This is a genomic window from Streptomyces sp. NPDC045778, from assembly GCF_056431945.1.
Genome location: NZ_JBWKJZ010000005.1, coordinates 187064 through 204366 on the forward strand (window position 1 = coordinate 187064; position 17303 = coordinate 204366).

A 17303-nucleotide genomic window follows, 5' to 3' on the forward strand; every position below is an offset into this window, starting at 1 on the left:
CGCCGCCGGCACCACGGCGAAGCCGCCGACCCCGCGCGCCGGGGCGGCGGCTTCGTCGTGTCCGCAGCGCCCCGCCCCGCCGCGCCCCGCAGCGCCCGCGCGAGCCCCGGCACCGTACGCGGCATTGACAAGGGACCGCTCAAGTTTTGTGCTGGAGGACGGAGTATCACCGCGTCGGAAGGGGTTGTTGGACATGGCACGTGCGGTCGGCATCGATCTCGGCACGACCAACTCCGTGGTCGCCGTCCTGGAGGGCGGCGAGCCCACCGTCATCGCGAACGCGGAGGGCGCCCGCACCACGCCCTCGGTCGTCGCCTTCGCCAAGAGCGGCGACGTGCTCGTCGGCGAGGTCGCCAAGCGCCAGGCGGTGACGAACGTGGAGCGCACCGCGCGCTCCGTCAAACGCCACATGGGCGACCCGGGCTGGCACTTCCCGGAGAGCGGCGCGGTCGACGGCCACCGGTACACCGCGCAGGAACTGTCCGCGCGCGTCCTGCAGAAGCTCAAGCGGGACGCCGAGTCCTACCTCGGCGAGGACGTCACCGACGCCGTGGTCACCGTGCCCGCGTACTTCGACGACGCCCAGCGCCAGGCCACCAAGGAGGCGGGGGAGATCGCGGGCCTGAACGTCCTGCGGATCGTCAACGAGCCGACGGCCGCCGCGCTCGCCTACGGCCTCGACAAGGGCGACGACCAGACCGTCCTCGTCTTCGACCTCGGCGGCGGCACCTTCGACGTGTCGCTCCTGGAGATGGGCGAGGGCGTCATCGAGGTCAAGGCCACCAACGGCGACACGCGGCTCGGCGGCGACGACTGGGACCAGCGGATCGTCGACTACCTCGTACGACAGTTCAAGAACGCGTACGGCATCGACCTGGCCCAGGACAAGATGGCCCTGCAACGCCTGCGCGAGGGCGCCGAGAAGGCGAAGATCGAGCTGTCCTCCTCCAGCGAGACCGACATCAACCTGCCCTACATCACCGCCTCCGCGGAAGGGCCGCTGCACCTCGCGGAGAAGCTCACCCGGGCCCAGTTGCAGGAACTCACCGCGGATCTGCTCGACCGCTGCAAGGGCCCCTTCCACCAGGCGGTCAAGGACGCCGGTGTCCCGCTCACCGCGATCGACCACGTCATCCTCGTGGGTGGCTCCACCCGCATGCCCGCGGTCACCGACCTGGTCAGGGAGCTGACCGGCAGGGACCCGCACAAGGGCGTCAACCCCGACGAGGTCGTCGCCGTCGGCGCGACCCTCCAGGCGGGGGTGATCCGCGGCGACGTCAAGGACGTCCTGCTGCTCGACGTGACCCCGCTGTCGCTCGGCATCGAGACCAAGGGCGGCATCATGACCAAGCTCATCGAGCGCAACACGACCATCCCCACGCGCCGCTCGGAGACCTTCTCCACCGCCGAGGACAACCAGCCCTCGGTCGGCATCCAGGTCTTCCAGGGGGAGCGCGAGATCGCCGCGTACAACAAGAAGCTCGGTGTCTTCGACCTGACCGGGCTTCCGCCCGCGCCGCGCGGTGTGCCCAAGATCGAGGTCACCTTCGACATCGACGCCGACGGGATCATGCACGTGTCGGCGAAGGACGAGGCCACCGGGCGCGAGCAGCGCATGACGGTCACGGGCGGCTCCGCGCTGCCCAAGGACGACATCGACCGGATGGTCCGCGAGGCCGAGCAGTACGCGGAGGAGGACCGCAAGCGGCGCGAGGCCGCCGAGTCCCGCAACCAGGCCGAGCAGCTCGTCCACCAGACCGAGCGGTTCCTGCGCGAGCACGGCGACCGGATCCCCGCCGACACCAGGACCGAGGTGGAGGCGGCGGCCGCCGAGGTGAAGAGCGCCCTCGACGGCGGCGAGACGCAGGTCGTCCGCGCCGCCGCCGAGAAGCTTGCCACGGTCAGCCAGAAGATGGGGCAGGCCATGTACGCGGCCGCGGACGCCGCCGGGGCCGGGGCGCGGCCGGAGGACTCCGGCGAACGGGGGCCGGCCGACGAGGGCGTGGTAGAAGCGGAGATCGTCGACGACGAGGAGAACGGCGGGAAACGGCAGGAAGGGACCGGCTAGCCCTGGCCCTGAAGGTACTTGACCGTCGCCGGGTCGGCGGGCAGCAGGGTCTCGACGGCCAGCTCGGCGACGGTCACGTCCATCGGCGTGTTGAACGTCGAGATCGAGGAGATGAAGGACAGCACCCGGCCCTCGTGCTCGATCCTGAGCGGCAGCGCGAAGTGCGGCACCTGTCCGTCCGCCGCCGTGTCCTCACCCGGGTCCGCCACCGGGTAGGCCGCCACCTCCTCGTACAGCGCACGCAGCGCGCGCGACCGCTGGAGCGCGATCTGACGCTCCATCTGGTGCAGCAGATGGCCGCGCCACTCCCGCAGATTACGGATCTTCGGGGCGAGCCCCTCGGGGTGCAGCACGATCCGCATCGCGTTCAGGGGCGGCGCGAGCAGCTGCTCGGGCAGGCCGTCCAGGAGCGCGGCTATGCCCCGGTTCGCGGCGACCACGTCGTACGTCGCGTCGACGACCAGCGCCGGATACGGCTCGTAGCCCTGAAGGAGCTGTTCGAGGCCCGTGCGCAGCGCGGCCATCGACGGGTCGTCGAGCGGGGTCTGCCGGAAGCGCGGCGCGTACCCGGCCGCGAGAAGCAGTGCGTTGCGCTCGCGCACGGGTACGTCCAGGTGCTCGGCGAGCTTCAGGACGAACTCCTCGCTGGGCTTCGAGCGGCCGGTCTCCACGAAGCTGATGTGCCGCGCCGACGACTCGGCGCGCAGCGCGAGTTCCAGCTGGCTGACGCGCCGCTCCTCGCGCCAGCCGCGCAGCAGCGCGCCCACCTCGGACGGCGTGCCCGCGCGCGGGGCCCCGCCTTTGCCGTTCCGCTTGCCAGGAGCGAGAGTTGTCATACCCCTGACGGTAATCGAGGAGCCCCGCATGGCGAACGCGAACGAGAGTGGTGCGTGACGGAGATGAACAACCCGTGGGACCCGCTGTCCTGGGAGGCCGCAGCCGGTTACCGCGCGCGGGTGCGCGGCTGTCTGCTGGGCGGCGCGGTCGGCGACGCGCTCGGCTACGCGGTCGAGTTCGACTCGCTCGCGGCCATCCGCGCCGCCCACGGCCCGCGCGGCGTGACCGGGCCGCTGCCTGACGCCGAGGGCGTGTGCCGGGTCAGCGACGACACGCAGATGACGCTGTTCACCGTCGAGGCCCTGGAGCTCGCCCACGCCAGGGAGCGCCGCAAGGGCATCGGCGGCGCCGCGCCCCGGCTCGTCCTGGAGGCGTATCTGCGCTGGCTGGACACGCAGAACCGGCCGGGCCCCGCGCCGGACGCCCGCGGCGGCCTCGCCGCGCAGCCCTGGCTCTACGCCCAGCGCGCGCCCGGCGACGCCTGCCTCAGCGGCCTGGCCCGGGCCCACGCCCCCGACCCGGGCGCCCCGCTCGGGCCGCCGGGACCGGTCAACCCCGAGTCCAAGGGCTGCGGCACCGTCATGCGCTCGGCGCCCTTCGGGCTCACCCGCGCCCCCGCGGGGCGGGCCTTCGAGCTGGCCGCGCGCTGCGCGCAGATCACGCACGGCCACCCCACAGGGCACTACGCCGCGGGCGCGCTCGCCGCGGTCGTGGCGCACCTGGTCGCGGGGGACTCGCTGGAGGGCGCGGTCCTGCGCGTCCTGCGGCTGCTCGCCCGCTACCCCGGGCACGAGGAGACGTCCACCGCGCTCGCCCGCGCCGTCGACCTGGCCGCCGCGGGGGACCCCGACGCGGCCACGGTGGAGTCCCTGGGCGCGGGCTGGGTCGCCGAGGAGGCCCTCGCGATCGCGGTGTACGCGGCCCTGGCCGCGCCCCGGGTCGAGGACGCCCTGACCCTCGCCGTGAACCACTCGGGTGACAGCGACTCGACCGGCGCGGTCTGCGGCAACCTGCTCGGGGCCCTGCACGGCGACCACGGCCTTCCGGGCGACTGGCTGAGGGTCACCGAGGGCCGGGCGGTGATCGCGGCGCTCGCGGACGATCTCGCGACGGAATGCGCGCGCCGCTGAGTGCCGCCCCCGCGAGGTGCTGTGGCAGGCTGACAGGAGACCCCCGGCACGAACGAAGGAGCGCGGCCATGCCTCTCGAACCGCTGTCGCAGAAGGAGATCGAGGACCGGCTCGCCGAGCTGCCCGGCTGGTCCGTCACCGAGCCCACCGAGCCCACCGGGACCACTGCGCGCACAGCCGCTTCAGGGGGCGGCCTGACCCGCTCCTACCGCCTCGGCTCGCACTACGCGGCCACCGCGTTCGTCGTCCACATCTCCCAGGCGCAGCAGGAGCTGGACCACCACGCGGAGATCACCCTCGGCTACGACACGGTGGCGCTCGCCGTGCGGACCCACAGCGCGGGCGGCGCCCTCACCGAGCGCGACTTCGAACTCGCCCGCAGGGTCGAGGAGCTGGCCCCCGGCCACGGTGCCGCGTGACCTCGGGCCCGTGCGAGGGCGTGATGCTCGACTACGGCGAGGAGGCCGTCCGGTACGACGCGTCGCGCGGCGGCGAGCCACGGGCCGCCGCCGCTGCCGCCGCGGTCCTGTCGCTGCTTGAGCCGGGCACCCGCACCCTGCTCGACGTGGCGTGCGGCACGGGCCTCGTCACCCGGCATTTCGCCGGCCGGCCGGGCCTCGGCGTGACCGGCGTCGACGTGACGTACGCGATGGCGCGCATGGCCGCCGACCGGGTCCCGGGCGCCGTCGTGCTGGCCGACAGCCGCCGGCTGCCCTTCCCCGACGCCACGTTCGACGCGGTGGCCACGGTGTGGCTGCTGCACCTGTTCGCCGAGCCGGCGGTGGCCGGGGCGGTGGTGGCGGAGTGCGCCCGGGTCCTCAGGCCCGGCGGCCGCTTCGTCACCACCGTCGACAAGGCCGCGTCCCACGACGTGGGCAGCGACATCGACGCCGCCCTGGCGGGCCGCCCCGTCCGCACGCCCGTGGACGGGGCGGCCCGCGTCGAGGGCTACGCCGCGGCGTGCGGGCTCGCGCCCGCGGGCCGCGCCCGCTTCACCGGCCACGGCCAGGGGCGCAGCCCGCGCAGCACGACCGAGGACCTGTTCCGCGGCTGGTTCACCAGCGTTCCCCGGGACAGCGCGATGGCGCGGGGGTACGCGGCGCGGCTCGCGGAGCTGCCGGACCAGGACGTGCCGCGGCCCGACCCGGAGTTCACGCTGCGCGCGTTCACGAAGACCGCGGCGGGGTGAGCGCGACCGGGGCGGCGTCGCCGAAACGACGTCTGCCGAAACAGTGTTTGCCGAAACGGCAAGGGAAGTGGCCGCCCCGGGAAAGCCGACGCAAGCTGGCAGCGTTCGCGAAGACCAGCTGAGAGGGCGGCGGAACGATGACGGCGTACGAGACCGAGACCGGCGCGCACGGCCATGACCACGGCCACGGCTCCGGCAAGGGGCACGGCCACGGCCACGGGCACGGGCACGGTGATCACGACATCGACTGGGCCGACATGGCCCCCGTCCTGGAGCAGAACGCCGAGGTCACGGCCCCGGTGTACCAGCAGGTCGCCGCGTGGCTGCGGGAGCTGCGCGCCGAGGGCGCCGAGCCGTCCCTGGTCGTCGACGCGGGCAGCGGCCCGGGCGTGGTCACGTGTCTGCTCGCGGAGGCGTTCCCCAAGGCCGAGGTGGTCGCGGCGGACCCGGAGCGGGCCCTGCTCGACCGGGCCGAGGCGCGCGCGGCCCGGCTGGGCCTGGCGGGCCGGGTGCGCGCGCACCGGGCGGAACTGCCCGACGGCCTGGGCGCGTTGCCGCCCGCCGACCTGATCTGGGCGGCGCGCTCGGTGCACCACGTGGGCGACCAGGTGGCCGCGCTCACCGCGCTCGGGGAGCGGCTCGCGCCGGGCGGCGCGCTCGCGGTCCTCGAAGGCGGCCTGCCGCCGCGCAGCCTGCCGCGTGACATCGGCGTGGGCCGCCCCGGCCTCCAGGCCCGCCTGGACGCGGCCAACGAGGAGTGGTTCTCGGGCATGCGCGCCGCCCTGCCGGGCGCGGCGGAGGTCACCGAGGACTGGGCCGCGCTGCTCGCGGCGGCGGGCCTGCGCCACGTGGCCACCCGCTCGTTCCTGCTCGACCTGCCCGCGCCCCTGGACGAGCGGGCCCGGGCGCACGTCATCTCCACCTTCGAGCGCTACCGCGACCTGGCGAACACCGAGGGACGAGAGGGACTCGCGGCGGACGACGCGGCCGTCCTGAACCGGCTGCTCGACCCCGAGGACGCACAGAGCCTGCACCGCCGAGGGGACGTCTTCCTCCTCGTCGCGCACACGGTGCACGTGGCGGTGAAGGAGGGCTGAGCCGGGGCCCCGCCCGCCCCGGAGCCCGCCCGCCCCGGAGCCCGCCCGCCCCGGGGCCCCGCGCCCGCCCTACGACCGCAGCTCTCCGAGGCGCGCCACCGCGTCGCGCACCAACTCCCGCTCCTCCTCGGTGAGTTCGTCGGCCCCGCCCCCGGCGGCGTCGTCGACCTCGATCCCCGCGGCCTGCTTCAGGAGGCGCTCCGCCAGCGCGTCGTCCCCCTGCCGCTGGGCGATGTCCCCGCGCAGCACGAGCAGCCGCAGGTGCTGCGCGGGCGTGGGCCGCTCGTCCTCCCGGGTCAGGGCCCGGTCGATGACCTTGGCGGCGCCCGTCAGGTCCTGCTTGGCGTCGACGAAGAGGTCGGCGATGTGCAGCGCCCGCGCGAAGGTCTCCTTCGGCACGGGCCGGTGGCTCTGGTCCTCACGGGTCTGCTGCCCGACGCGGACGCAGTTGCCCGCGGGGTCGGTCACCAGGAACTGCCGCACGCCGTACGACATGTCCTTCAGCGGCCCGATCCGGGGCAGCCCCCGCCGCGGCACCTTCCCGTACGCGGCCTTGAGCCCGGCCCGGAACGCCGCGTACAGCGTGTCCACGTCGTCCGTGAAGACGTAGCACCCCGAGTAGGACTCGGCGGGGTCGTACTGCCTCATGCCGAAGAAGTGGAGTTCCACGGAGCCGCGTTCGACGACGGCGTACGCGTATGGGCTCTTCTGGAGGAAGGTCGTCTCGAACCCGAGCGCGGTGTAGAAGTCGACGACCGGCTGGAGGGACTGACAGGGCAGCATCGGAACGGTTTTCTCAGCCATCCCGCCATTCTAGTCAAACTTGAGTAGCTGGGGTGAGGGGAGGCGTATCCCCTGCGCGCCGACGGACGTAGATTTCCCTGTGGCGGGAGTTCCTGGAGCTGCGTACGCTCACCCTCCGCGGAGGGGCTGCCCGACGCGATCAACGCGTACGGCGAGGCACTGCGGCGCAGCCGCGAGGTGCTCGGCGAGGCCGCCCCGGAGACCTGGGAGTCGTGGACCGGGCTCTGCCGATGTTCGAGAACGCGCTGCTGGCGCGGCAGGCGCGGTGGGGGGACAGCTACCTCGGTTACACGCACCTGGAGGCGGGGGAGTACAGGCGCGCCGCCGCGACGTACCGGACCGCGCTGCGCCGGTGCGCCGAGCTGTTCGGCGACGACGACGCGCGCACGGTGGCGATGACCAGGAACCTCGTCGAGGCGTACACCGCCGGGGGCCAGGTCCCGCGGGCCGTGGAGGTGCTGGAGGCGGCGGTGGCGGTGGCGCGTCTCGCCCCCGCGCTGGGCCCCGCGCACCGCGGCGTCCGGGCCTTCGAGGACGACCTGGCCCGCCTGGGCCGCCACCGGCGGACCGGTGGCGGCGCGGGCGGGCCGTGAGGCGCCCGGGGAGTCCCGGGCGGGTGATTGCGCTCAGGCGACGTGGAAGTCCGCCGGGTCGGGGCCGAGCCGGCGGTCCTCGTTCAGCGCGCTGATCGCCGCCATGTCCTCCGGGTCAAGGTCGAAGTCGAACACCGCGATGTTCTCCTCGATGCGGGACGGGGTCACCGACTTGGGGATGACCACGTTGCCCAGCTGGAGGTGCCAGCGCAGGACGACCTGCGCCGGGGTGCGGCCGTGCTTCTGGGCGATCGCGACGATCGCCGGGACCTCCAGGAGGCCCTTGCCCTGGCCGAGCGGCGACCAGGCCTCGGTGGCGATGCCCTGCTGCGCGTGGTACTCACGGGCCGCGCGCTGCTGGAGGTGCGGGTGCAGCTCGATCTGGTTCACCGCCGGGATGACCGAGGTGGCGTCGATGAGGCGCTCCAGGTGCTCCGGCAGGAAGTTGGAGACGCCGATCGACTTGGCGCGGCCGTCCGCGAGGATCTTCTCGAAGGCCTTGTACGTGTCGACGTACGTGCCCTTGTCCGGCATCGGCCAGTGGATCAGGTACAGATCGACGTAGTCGAGGCCGAGCTTGCCGAGGGAGTCGTCGAACGCACGGAGCGTCGAGTCGTACCCCTGCGCGCTGTTCCAGAGCTTCGTCGTGACGAACAGCTCCTCGCGGGCGACGCCGGAGGCCGCGATGGCCTTGCCGGTGCCCGTCTCGTTCTCGTAGACGGCCGCCGTGTCGATGCTGCGGTACCCGGACTCCAGGGCCTTCGCGACCGCCCGCTCCGCCTCGTCGTCCGGCACCTGCCAGACGCCGAAGCCGAGCTGGGGCATCTCGATGCCGTTGTTCAGGATGATCGGGGGGACCTTGCTCACGAGCTCTCGATCCTTATGGTCGTCGGGTGGTACGTCCATGGTCAACGATCAGAGGCCGTGCCGCATTCCTGGGGGGCCCGGGCCGCACGGAAATAGGCACAGCGCCTGGAGATTGGCCGGATATGGCTCCGACCTCATCGGTCCGAACCATTGACCGCGTCCCGTCAGGCCGCGACTCTGTTGCACGTCACTGAACGCAGGCCATCCATGTGAACACCCTCCACACACCCATGGTGGTGTATCCCAGTGGCTCCTGAACCCCCACTTCTTCAGGAAGGCAGGACATGCCCATGAACAGCCACGACCCTGAGACGTCGGAGCTTTCCCCGGGCCCGGTCGACCCCACGGCCTGGCAGACACCCGAGTACACGGTCGTCGAGACCTCGCTGGAGGTCACCGCGTACCGCCTCGCCGACCGATAAGCACCGGCCGTGCTGCTGCACGTGCTCGGCACCGCGGCGGGCGGCGGGCTGCCCCAGTGGAACTGCGCGTGCCCCGGCTGCGCCGGGGCACGCGCCCACCCGGGGCGCCGCCGGCGCCACGCCTCGCTCGCCGTCGGCGCGGGCCCGGGCCGCTGGTACCTCGTCAACGCCACCCCCGACATCGGGGAGCAGATCGAGGCCTGCCCCGAACTGCTGCCCGACCCCGGGGCCGACGTCCGCGGCTCCCCGGTCGCGGGCGTCCTGCTCACCGACGCGGAACTCGACCACACCCTCGGGATCGCCCGGCTGCGGGAGGCCCGCGACGGCGTGGACGTGTTCGCCACCGCGCCGGTGCTCCGCGCCGTCCGTGAGGGGCTCGGCCTCGGGGCCGTCCTCGGCCCCTACACCTCGCTCCGCTGGCGCGAACTGACCGGCGCGGGCACGCCCCTGGACGAGGGCGGCGGGATCGAGGCCGGGGCGGTGCCCGTTTCGGCCAAGCGCCCGCGCTACGCGGCCGACGCCACCGGTCCGGCGGCCGACGCCACCGGTCCCGCGGCCGACGGGGACGCCTGGTCCGTCGCCCTGCGCCTGCGAGACACCGGCACCGGCGCCACCGTCCTGTACGCCCCGGCCCTCGCCGCCTGGACCGACGCCTTCGAGGACGCCGCCCGCGAGGCCGACGTGGTCCTCGTCGACGGCACCTTCTGGGACGACGACGAGCCGCTGCGGGCCGGGTTCTCGCGCACCACCGCCACCGGGATGGGCCATCTGCCGATCACCGGTCCGGGTGGTACCGCGCACCGGCTCGCCCGCCTGCCGGGCCGCTGTCTGTACACGCATCTGAACAATACGAACCCCCTCGGGGACCCCGGCGCCGAGCAGCACGAGCAGCTCGCCGCGTGGGGCCTCGACGTCGCGGCGGAGCGGATGGTGATCGAGCTGTGAGGACAGCCACCCTGGACGGCACGGTGCCCGGCGAGCGCGAGCCGTGGACGCCCGACGAACTCACCGAGCGGCTGCGGGCCGTCTCCGCCGAGCGCTACCACGACCGCCACCCCTTCAACGTCCGGATGCACGAGGGCGCCCTCAGCCCCGGCGAGCTGCGCCGCTGGATCGCCAACCGGTTCCACTACCAGCGCCACATCCCCGTCAAGGACGCTTTGATCCTGGCCAAGTTCGACGACCCCGCGCTGCGCCGCGGCTGGCTGCGGCGGATCCGGGACCACGACGGCGAGCGCCCCGGCGAGGGCGGCATCGAGCGCTGGCTGCGGCTCGGCGAGGCGGCGGGCCTCGGCCGCGACGAGCTGGGGGACGCGTCCCGGGTGCTGCCGGGGGTGCGGCTCGCCGTCGAGGGATACGTCAACTTCTGCCGGCTGCGGCCCGCCCTCGACGCCGTGGCGGCCTCGCTCACCGAGCTGTCGGCCCCGGACCTGATGCGCACGCGGATCGCCGCGTTCGAGAGGCACTACCCGTGGATCGACGCCGAAGGACTCGCCTACTTCCGCGGCCGGGTGGAACAGGGCGGCCGCGACGGACAGGAGGCGCTCGGCCTGGTCCGCGCCTGGGCCCGCACCCGCGAGCAGCAGGAGCGGGCCGTGGCCGCGCTGGCCTTCAAGTGCGACGTGCTGTGGACACTCCTCGACGCCGTCGACCGAGGCCCCGCCGGGGCCGCAGCGAAGGGGTGAGTCCCGTGACCGACCTCGTACGACTCGACTGGCGGCCCGTGCTCGCCCGCTCGGTGATGCTCCGGCACGACCGGGTGCGCGGTGTCGACCTGCTCGTCCTGCCCGAGCGGGTGGTGGTCCTGCGCGGCGCCGCGGGCGGCATCGTGGCGCTGTGCGACGGCGAGCGCGACGTGGAGGAGATCGTCGCGGACCTCTCGCGGCGCCACCCGGGAGCCCCGGTCGCGGCCGAAGTGCCGGTGTTCCTGGAGAAGTTGCGCGACGAGGGGTGGCTGCGATGACCACCGCCCCACCGCCGCCGGAGCCGCCCCCGCCTCCGGAGCCGCCGCCGGAGCCGCCCCCTCCGGAGCCTCCCTGGGCGCTGCTCGCCGAGCTGACGCACGGCTGCCCGCTGCGCTGCTCCTACTGCTCCAACCCGACCGAACTGGTCGGCCGGTCAGCCGAGTTGTCCGGTGAGGAGTGGGCCGACGTCTTCCGCCAGGCCGGTGACCTGGGCGTCGTCCAGACCCATCTGTCCGGCGGCGAGCCGCTGCTGCGCCGCGACCTGCCGGACATCGTGGCCGCCGCCGACGGCGCCGGGATCCACACCCAGCTCGTCACGAGCGGCGTCGGCCTGCACGAGGCCCGGCTCGCCGCCCTCGTGGCCGCGGGCCTGCGGAGCGTCCAGCTGTCCGTGCAGCACACCGACCCGCGCGCCGCCCAGCGCATCGCCGGGGCGCGGGCGACCGCGGCCAAGGAGCGGGCGGCGCGCCTCGTCCGCGACGCCGGGCTGCCGCTCGGCCTGAACGTGGTCCTGCACCGCGCCAACCTGGACGCGCTCGACGCCCTCGTGGAACTCGGCCTCGCCTGGGGCGCGGAGCGCATCGAGCTGGCCAACACCCAGTTCTACGGCTGGGCCCTGCGCAACCGCGACGCCCTGCTCCCGCACCCCGGGCAGGTGGCCCGCGCCCGCGCCGCCGTCGAGCGGTGGCGGTCCTGCCTCGCCGGGCGCATGGAACTGGTGTGGGTGGTGCCCGACTACGTCGACGCCACCGCCAAGCCGTGCATGGGCGGCTGGGGCGCGGTGTCCCTGACCGTCGCGCCCGACGGCACGGTCCTGCCCTGCCCGGCCGCCGCCGGACTCCTCGGCACCGCCGCCCCCAGCGTGCGGGACCGGCGGCTCGACTGGATCTGGCGGTCGTCGCCCGCCTTCACGCGCTACCGCGGCGAGGCCTGGATGCCCGAGCCCTGCCGCTCCTGCGAGCTGCGGACGGTCGACTTCGGCGGCTGCCGCTGCCAGGCGTACGCCCTGACGGGTGACGCCGCCCGCACGGACCCGGCCTGCCACCGCTCGCCCGACCACGGGGTCGTGCGCGCCCTCGTCGACGCCGCGCGGCAGCCCGCGCGGGCCAAGGGCGGCTACGCCTACCGCGAAGGAGGATCATGAGACGTCCCGGCACAGCCCTGGCGGCGTGCGCCCTCGCCCTGGCGGGACTCGTGGGGGCGGCCCCCGCGGCCCCCGCGACCCCGGCCGCCGCCTCACCGACACCTGCCGCCGACGACTGGTCCGTGGCCCTCGTCGAGTCCACCATGGCCCGCCACACGCCGACGTCCATCGGCGGCTGGTCGTACCCCGTCGGGCTCTACCTCTACGGCCAGTACCGCACCTATCTGCGCACCGGCGACGAGCGCTCTCTGACGTACATCAAGGAATACGTCGACCGGTTCGTCGACAAGGACGGGAACACCGCGCAGAAGTACAACAGCCTCGACAGCGTGCAGGCGGGGCGCCTCCTGGTGATCCTGCACCACGAGACGGGCGAGGACCGCTACCGGATCGCCGCGGCGAAGATCCGGGAGCGCCTGAAGACCTACCCGCGCACGTCCGACGGCGGCTTCTGGCACGCCGACACCGCGAGCCGCGCGCACCAGCTCTGGTCGGACGGCGTCTACATGGTGACCCCGTTCCTCGTCGAGTACGGCGCGGAGTTCGACGACGAGGCGTACACCGACCGGGAGGCCGTCGAGCAGCTGAACACCTACGCCCGCCACCTCCAGGCGGACAACGGCCTGTTCCAGCACGCCTTCGACGAGTCGCGCGCCGCCGCCTGGGCCGACAAGGAGACCGGGCGCGCCCCCGAGCAGTGGTGCCGGGCCATCGGCTGGTACGCGATGGCGGCCGTCGACGTCCTCGACGCCACCGCGAAGGACCGGCCGGGCCGCGACCGGCTCATCGGCGTCGTACGCAAGCTCGCGGCGGGCATCGCGCGCGCCCAGGACCCGGCCACCGGCCGCTGGTTCCAGGTCGCCGACCAGGGCGGCCGGGAGGGGAACTGGACCGAGACGTCCTGCTCCAGCATGTTCACCTACGCCCTCGCGCGCGCCGCGGAGAAGGGCTACGTCTCCGCGGCGTACCGCGAGGTCGCCCGGCGCGGTCACCGGGGCGTCCTGGAGAAGATCTCACGCGGCCCCGACGGCCTGACCGACCTCACCGACATCTCCGTCGGCACGAACGTCGGCGACTACGCCTTCTACGTCAACCGGCCCCGGCGGACCAACGACCTCCACGGGCTCGGCGCCTTCCTGCTCATGAACGAACAGCTGCGGAAACAGAGGTGAGCCGGGCATGACCCCGTCGCGAAGGGCCGTACTGGGCGCGGCACTCGGCGCCGCCGCCACGGCCGCTGGAGCACCGCCCGCCGGGGCGGCGACCGCCGCCGGATGGCAGCTGCGCTGGGCGCCGTCCGCCCGTGAGGTCGGGACCCGGGCCTTCGAGACCCTGGAGGACGACCGCGCGGGCTCGCACCCGGAGGCCAGGCCGCACATCCGCGCCGACGGGGACACCTTCCGGTTCGACATCCACACCGTCGACCGGGACACCAGCACCGACCGCCAGCGCCAGGAGGTCACCGGCTGCCGCACCGGCGACACCTATCTGACGTGGCGCAAGGGCCAGACCTGGCGGCTCACCTACCGCATGTACCTGCCGAGTTCACTGATGGCCACCACGACGTTCACGCACATCATGCAGATGAAGCAGCCCGGCACGGGCAGCGCGCCGATCGTCGTGCAGTCCCTGCGCCGCACCGGCGGCAGACAGACCGTCGAGCTGAAGGTCTTCGAGCGGGACGTCCTGGTCGGCCGCACGGACCTGGAGCCGCTGCACGACCGGTGGACCGACGTCGACTTCCGGATCACGATCGGCGACGGTTCGGCGGGCTCCGTGCGCTGGATCCTGACGAGCGGCGGTACGACGGTCATCGACCGGGAGGCGTCCGGCGTGGACACCTTCCTCGCCGACCGGGTGCGGCCCAAGTGGGGCATCTACCGCTCCCTCGGCGACACCTCCGGCTCGCTCCGGGACACCTACATGCGCCTGTCCGACCTGCGCGCCTACCAGCTCGTCTGACGCGTCGTACCGGTATCTCCCACCCCCCCAGCCCAGGAGGCACCCATGCACGGCACCAGCAGGCCGACCGCCCGGAGGGTGGCCCTCGCGGCCACCGCCGTCCTCACCGCGGGACTCCTGACCCACGCCCCCGGGGCGGCGGCCGCGCCGCCCGCCCCGGCAGGCGAGCCCACCGGCGTCAAGACCCTCTCCAGCGGCTGGACCATACCGTGGGGCACCTCCTGGCTGCCCGACGGCAAGTCCGCGCTCGTCACCGAGCGGGACGACTTCCGCCTCTGGTCGGTGTCGGCGGACGGCACCGCGAAGAAGCAGGTCGGCACGGTACCGGAGGCGCAGACCACCGGCGGCGAGGGCGGCCTCATGGGCGTCGCCGTCGACCCGCGGTGGGCCGCCAACCACTACGTGTACGTCATGCACACCGCGGCCGAGGGCAACCGCATCGCCCGCATGACCTACGACGGCTCCTCGCTCAGCGGCTACACGATCCTGGTCAAGGGCATCAAGAAGGCCAAGTACCACAACGGCGGCCGTCTCGCATTCGGCCCCGACGGCTTCCTGTACGCCACCACGGGCGACGCCCAGGACCGCGGCCTCGCCCAGGACAAGAACTCCCTCAACGGCAAGGTCCTGCGCCTGACCCGCGACGGCGATCCCGCCCCCGGCAACCCCTTCGGCACGCTCGTCTACAGCCTGGGCCACCGCAATCCGCAGGGCATCGCCTTCGACCCGCAGGGCCGCCTGTGGGAGGCCGAGCTGGGCGACGCCACCAGGGACGAGCTGAACCTCGTCAAGCCCGGCAAGAACTACGGCTGGCCCACCTGCGAGGGGCACTGCGACGTGTCAGGGATGACCAACCCGAAGAAGACCTGGGGCGTCGCCGAGGCCTCACCGAGCGGCATCGCCGTCGTGGACGGGGCGGTCTACATGGCGGCCCTCAAGGGCGAGCGCCTGTGGCGCGTGCCCCTCAACGCCGACAGCGAGAACGTGGGCTCCGCCAAGGCGTTCTACGTCGGCCGGTACGGCCGCCTGCGGGCCGTGACGGCCGTGCCGGGCGCGAAGGCGCTGTGGCTGACCACCACCAACGCCGACAACAACGGCGGCGAACCCGACGGCGCGGACAAGATCCTGCGCGTCTCGATCGGCTAGCCCGCGCGTCACCGGCGGGCCGCCACGGGCCCACCGTCCCGTCCGAGGCGGACACCGTCCCGTCCGAGGCGGACACCGGCCCGTCCGAGGCGAACACCGGCCCGTCAGGGGTACAGCGCCGCGACCTCGTCCGCGTACGCCTGCTCGATGGCCTTGCGCTTCAGCTTGAGCGAGGGCGTGAGCAGGCCGTGCTCCTCGGTGAACTGGTGCGCCAGGATCCGGAACGTACGGATCGACTCGGCCTGGGAGACCAGGGTGTTGGCGGCGATGACCGCGCGCCGCACCTCGGTCTCCAGGTCCGGGTCGCGCACCAGGTCGGCGGGGGAGAGCGGGGGCTTGTCGCGCATGGCGAGCCAGTGGTCGACGGCCTCCGCGTCCAGGGTGACGAGCGCCGCGACATAGGGGCGGTCGTCGCCGACGACGATGCACTGCGCGACAAGCGGATGGTCGCGCACCCGCTCCTCCAGCCGGCCGGGGGACACGCTCTTGCCGCCGGAGGTCACCAGGATCTCCTTCTTGCGGCCGGTGATCGTGAGGTAGCCGTCCTCGTCGAGGGCGCCCAGGTCGCCGGTGGCGAGCCAGCCGTCGTGCAGGGCCGCGTCGGTGGCCTTGGGGTCGTTGAGGTAGCCCTGGAAGACGTGGGGGCCGCGCAGCCACACCTCGCCGTCGTCCGCGATGTGCACGGTCGTGCCGGGGACGGCCTGGCCGACCGTGCCGTAGCGGGTGCGCTCGGGCGGGTTGGCGGTCGCGGCGGCCGAGGACTCGGTGAGGCCGTAGCCCTCGAAGACGGTGACGCCCGCGCCCGCGAAGAACAGGCCGAGGCGCCGGTCCATGCCCGAGCCGCCGGACATCGCGTGCCGCACCCGGCCGCCCATCGCCTCGCGCACCTTGGCGTACACCAGCTTGTCGAAGAGCTGGTGCTGCATCCGCAGGCCCGCCGAGGGGCCGGGCCCCGTGCCGAAGGCCCTGGCCTCCATCGCGTCGGCGTACTTCACGGCCACGTCCACGGCCTTGTCGAAGGGGCCCGCCCTGCCCTCCCGTTCGGCCTTGCGCCGGGCCGCGTTGAAGACCTTCTCGAAGATGTAGGGCACGGCGAGGAAGAACGTGGGCCGGAACGCGGCCAGGTCCGGGAGCAGTTCCGCCGCGCTCAGGCTCGGCTGGTGCCCGAGCTTGACCCGGCCGCGCACCGCGGCCACCTGCACCATGCGGCCGAAGACGTGCGCGAGCGGCAGGAAGAGCAGCGTCGAGGCCTCGTCGCCGCGCTTGGAGTGGAACACCGGCTCCCAGCGCCGGATGACCGTGTCCACCTCGAACATGAAGTTCGCGTGGGTGAGCACACAGCCCTTGGGGCGGCCCGTGGTGCCGGATGTGTAGATCACCGTGGCGACGGAGTCGGGCGTGACCGCGCGGCGGTGGCGGTGCACCACCTCGTCGTCCAGGTCGCGGCCCGCCTCGCCGAGGTCGCGCACCGCGTCCTCGTCGAGCTGCCACAGGCAGCGCAGCAGCGGAAGGCGGTCCACGACCGAGCCGATCGTCATCGCGTGGTCCTCGTGCTCGACCATGGCCGCCGTGACCTGCGCGTCGTGCAGCATCCAGAGGACCTGCTCGGCCGACGACGTCGGGTAGACCGGCACGACCTGCGCGCCCACCGTCCACAGGGCGAAGTCGAACAGCGTCCACTCGTAGCGGGTGCGACACATGACGGCGACCCGGTCGCCGAAGCGTACGCCCCGGGCGAGCAGGCCTTTGGCGAGCGCGAGGACCTCGTCGCGGAACTGTGCCGAGGTCACGTCCCGCCAGCGGCCGTCGGGGCCCTTGCGCCCCAGCGCGACGCGGAGCGGATCCTCCAGGGCATGGTCGAAGACGGCGTCGGCAAGGCCGCCCACCCTCGGAGCCGACGCCAGGGGAGGGTTCGTGAACTCGCGCAATGGTGCTCCTTGTGGCGCTCCGCACAGCGCCGGTGACGGTACCCCACCCCGGTCCCTTGCGGGAGGGGGGTGGGGAACGGGCCGATGGGCACGATCGTCACAGGTCAGCCGGTGAAATGCGGCCACAAGGGGAAGGGCCGGACAGTTTCCTG

At 73.6% G+C, this 17303-nt stretch carries 18 protein-coding genes; 14 read left to right on the plus strand and 4 right to left on the minus strand.

Annotated features, from left to right (window positions below):
• Nucleotides 1–193 precede the first annotated feature (193 nt).
• The gene (gene dnaK / locus AC07GB_RS08845) at nt 194–2068 is read left to right on the plus strand and encodes a molecular chaperone DnaK (protein WP_478843005.1); all 1875 of its coding nucleotides are present in this window, start codon (nt 194–196) and stop codon (nt 2066–2068) included.
• Here dnaK and AC07GB_RS08850 read toward each other — a convergent pair.
• Nucleotides 2065–2904, minus strand: a complete 840-nt coding sequence (locus AC07GB_RS08850; protein WP_478843007.1) for a helix-turn-helix domain-containing protein — start codon at nt 2902–2904, stop codon at nt 2065–2067. The genes dnaK and AC07GB_RS08850 overlap by 4 nt on opposite strands.
• Nucleotides 2905–2967: 63 nt before the next feature.
• On the opposite strand from AC07GB_RS08850, the gene AC07GB_RS08855 reads away from it, so the two are divergent.
• The 4 genes from AC07GB_RS08855 to AC07GB_RS08870 all read left to right on the plus strand — a co-directional run bounded on the left by AC07GB_RS08855 (nt 2968) and on the right by AC07GB_RS08870 (nt 6321).
• On the plus strand, nt 2968–4035 hold the full coding sequence (locus AC07GB_RS08855) for an ADP-ribosylglycohydrolase family protein (RefSeq protein ID WP_478843298.1): 1068 nt from the start codon (nt 2968–2970) through the stop codon (nt 4033–4035).
• A gap of 68 nt (nt 4036–4103) precedes the next feature.
• Entirely contained in the window at nt 4104–4454 is a 351-nt protein-coding gene (locus AC07GB_RS08860) for a 4a-hydroxytetrahydrobiopterin dehydratase (protein WP_478843009.1), read from the plus strand.
• A 23-nt stretch (nt 4455–4477) separates the two neighbouring features.
• The gene (locus tag AC07GB_RS08865; protein WP_478843300.1) at nt 4478–5224 is read left to right on the plus strand and encodes a class I SAM-dependent methyltransferase; all 747 of its coding nucleotides are present in this window, start codon (nt 4478–4480) and stop codon (nt 5222–5224) included.
• A 137-nt stretch (nt 5225–5361) separates the two neighbouring features.
• Nucleotides 5362–6321: a class I SAM-dependent methyltransferase gene (locus tag AC07GB_RS08870; RefSeq protein WP_478843011.1), complete on the plus strand. Its 960-nt coding sequence runs from the start codon at nt 5362–5364 to the stop codon at nt 6319–6321.
• A gap of 69 nt (nt 6322–6390) precedes the next feature.
• Here the strand turns inward: AC07GB_RS08870 and AC07GB_RS08875 are convergent, their stop codons facing one another.
• Nucleotides 6391–7125: a bleomycin resistance protein gene (locus tag AC07GB_RS08875; RefSeq protein ID WP_478843013.1), complete on the minus strand. Its 735-nt coding sequence runs from the start codon at nt 7123–7125 to the stop codon at nt 6391–6393.
• Between the two features lie 212 nt (nt 7126–7337).
• Here AC07GB_RS08875 and AC07GB_RS08880 point away from each other — a divergent pair, with 212 nt between their 5' ends.
• Nucleotides 7338–7718, plus strand: coding sequence for a tetratricopeptide repeat protein (locus tag AC07GB_RS08880; RefSeq protein ID WP_478843015.1), 381 nt, complete (start codon nt 7338–7340; stop codon nt 7716–7718).
• A gap of 33 nt (nt 7719–7751) precedes the next feature.
• Here AC07GB_RS08880 and AC07GB_RS08885 read toward each other — a convergent pair whose 3' ends face one another.
• On the minus strand, nt 7752–8543 hold the full coding sequence (locus tag AC07GB_RS08885; RefSeq protein WP_478843302.1) for an aldo/keto reductase: 792 nt from the start codon (nt 8541–8543) through the stop codon (nt 7752–7754).
• A 326-nt stretch (nt 8544–8869) separates the two neighbouring features.
• On the opposite strand from AC07GB_RS08885, the gene pqqA reads away from it, so the two are divergent.
• The 8 genes from pqqA to AC07GB_RS08925 are packed head-to-tail and all read left to right on the plus strand — an operon-like array spanning nt 8870 to nt 15223.
• Nucleotides 8870–9007 (plus strand): pyrroloquinoline quinone precursor peptide PqqA, encoded by a 138-nt coding sequence (pqqA, locus tag AC07GB_RS08890; RefSeq protein WP_478843017.1) that lies wholly within the window; start codon nt 8870–8872, stop codon nt 9005–9007.
• Between the two features lie 9 nt (nt 9008–9016).
• Nucleotides 9017–9952, plus strand: a complete 936-nt coding sequence (gene pqqB / locus AC07GB_RS08895; RefSeq protein WP_478843019.1) for a pyrroloquinoline quinone biosynthesis protein PqqB — start codon at nt 9017–9019, stop codon at nt 9950–9952.
• Between the two features lie 11 nt (nt 9953–9963).
• Nucleotides 9964–10692 carry a pyrroloquinoline-quinone synthase PqqC gene (pqqC, locus tag AC07GB_RS08900; RefSeq protein WP_478843304.1) on the plus strand — a complete coding sequence of 243 codons (729 nt, stop codon included), beginning with the start codon at nt 9964–9966 and terminating at the stop codon, nt 10690–10692.
• Between the two features lie 5 nt (nt 10693–10697).
• A complete protein-coding gene (pqqD, locus tag AC07GB_RS08905) occupies nt 10698–10970 on the plus strand; it encodes a pyrroloquinoline quinone biosynthesis peptide chaperone PqqD (protein WP_478843021.1) in 273 nt (90 codons plus the stop codon).
• Nucleotides 10967–12115 carry a pyrroloquinoline quinone biosynthesis protein PqqE gene (gene pqqE, locus AC07GB_RS08910; RefSeq protein ID WP_478843023.1) on the plus strand — a complete coding sequence of 383 codons (1149 nt, stop codon included), beginning with the start codon at nt 10967–10969 and terminating at the stop codon, nt 12113–12115. Before pqqD ends, pqqE begins: the two co-directional genes overlap by 4 nt.
• The gene (locus tag AC07GB_RS08915; protein WP_478843025.1) at nt 12112–13287 is read left to right on the plus strand and encodes a glycoside hydrolase family 88/105 protein; all 1176 of its coding nucleotides are present in this window, start codon (nt 12112–12114) and stop codon (nt 13285–13287) included. Before pqqE ends, AC07GB_RS08915 begins: the two co-directional genes overlap by 4 nt.
• 7 nt (nt 13288–13294) lie before the next feature.
• Complete coding sequence (locus AC07GB_RS08920; protein ID WP_478843027.1) at nt 13295–14077, plus strand: Tat pathway signal sequence domain protein; 783 nt, start codon at nt 13295–13297, stop codon at nt 14075–14077.
• A gap of 45 nt (nt 14078–14122) precedes the next feature.
• Nucleotides 14123–15223: a PQQ-dependent sugar dehydrogenase gene (locus AC07GB_RS08925; RefSeq protein ID WP_478843029.1), complete on the plus strand. Its 1101-nt coding sequence runs from the start codon at nt 14123–14125 to the stop codon at nt 15221–15223.
• A 104-nt stretch (nt 15224–15327) separates the two neighbouring features.
• Here AC07GB_RS08925 and AC07GB_RS08930 read toward each other — a convergent pair whose 3' ends face one another.
• Entirely contained in the window at nt 15328–17151 is a 1824-nt protein-coding gene (locus AC07GB_RS08930) for an AMP-dependent synthetase/ligase (RefSeq protein ID WP_478843031.1), read from the minus strand.
• Between the last annotated feature and the right edge of the window lie 152 nt (nt 17152–17303).

Excerpts from the sequence above, each read along its gene's own strand:
- pqqA (WP_478843017.1), top strand. The coding sequence starts at position 8,870 with ATGCCCATGAACAGCCACGACCCTGAGACGTCGGAGCTTTCCCCGGGC.
- AC07GB_RS08870 (WP_478843011.1), top strand. The coding sequence starts at position 5,362 with ATGACGGCGTACGAGACCGAGACCGGCGCGCACGGCCATGACCACGGC.
- AC07GB_RS08875 (WP_478843013.1), bottom strand. The coding sequence starts at position 7,125 with ATGGCTGAGAAAACCGTTCCGATGCTGCCCTGTCAGTCCCTCCAGCCG.
- AC07GB_RS08885 (WP_478843302.1), bottom strand. The coding sequence starts at position 8,543 with ATGCCCCAGCTCGGCTTCGGCGTCTGGCAGGTGCCGGACGACGAGGCG.
- pqqE (WP_478843023.1), top strand. The coding sequence starts at position 10,967 with ATGACCACCGCCCCACCGCCGCCGGAGCCGCCCCCGCCTCCGGAGCCG.
- AC07GB_RS08920 (WP_478843027.1), top strand. The coding sequence starts at position 13,295 with ATGACCCCGTCGCGAAGGGCCGTACTGGGCGCGGCACTCGGCGCCGCC.
- AC07GB_RS08855 (WP_478843298.1), top strand. The coding sequence starts at position 2,968 with ATGAACAACCCGTGGGACCCGCTGTCCTGGGAGGCCGCAGCCGGTTAC.
- AC07GB_RS08860 (WP_478843009.1), top strand. The coding sequence starts at position 4,104 with ATGCCTCTCGAACCGCTGTCGCAGAAGGAGATCGAGGACCGGCTCGCC.
- AC07GB_RS08915 (WP_478843025.1), top strand. The coding sequence starts at position 12,112 with ATGAGACGTCCCGGCACAGCCCTGGCGGCGTGCGCCCTCGCCCTGGCG.
- dnaK (WP_478843005.1), top strand. The coding sequence starts at position 194 with ATGGCACGTGCGGTCGGCATCGATCTCGGCACGACCAACTCCGTGGTC.
- AC07GB_RS08925 (WP_478843029.1), top strand. The coding sequence starts at position 14,123 with ATGCACGGCACCAGCAGGCCGACCGCCCGGAGGGTGGCCCTCGCGGCC.
- AC07GB_RS08850 (WP_478843007.1), bottom strand. The coding sequence starts at position 2,904 with ATGACAACTCTCGCTCCTGGCAAGCGGAACGGCAAAGGCGGGGCCCCG.
- AC07GB_RS08865 (WP_478843300.1), top strand. The coding sequence starts at position 4,478 with ATGCTCGACTACGGCGAGGAGGCCGTCCGGTACGACGCGTCGCGCGGC.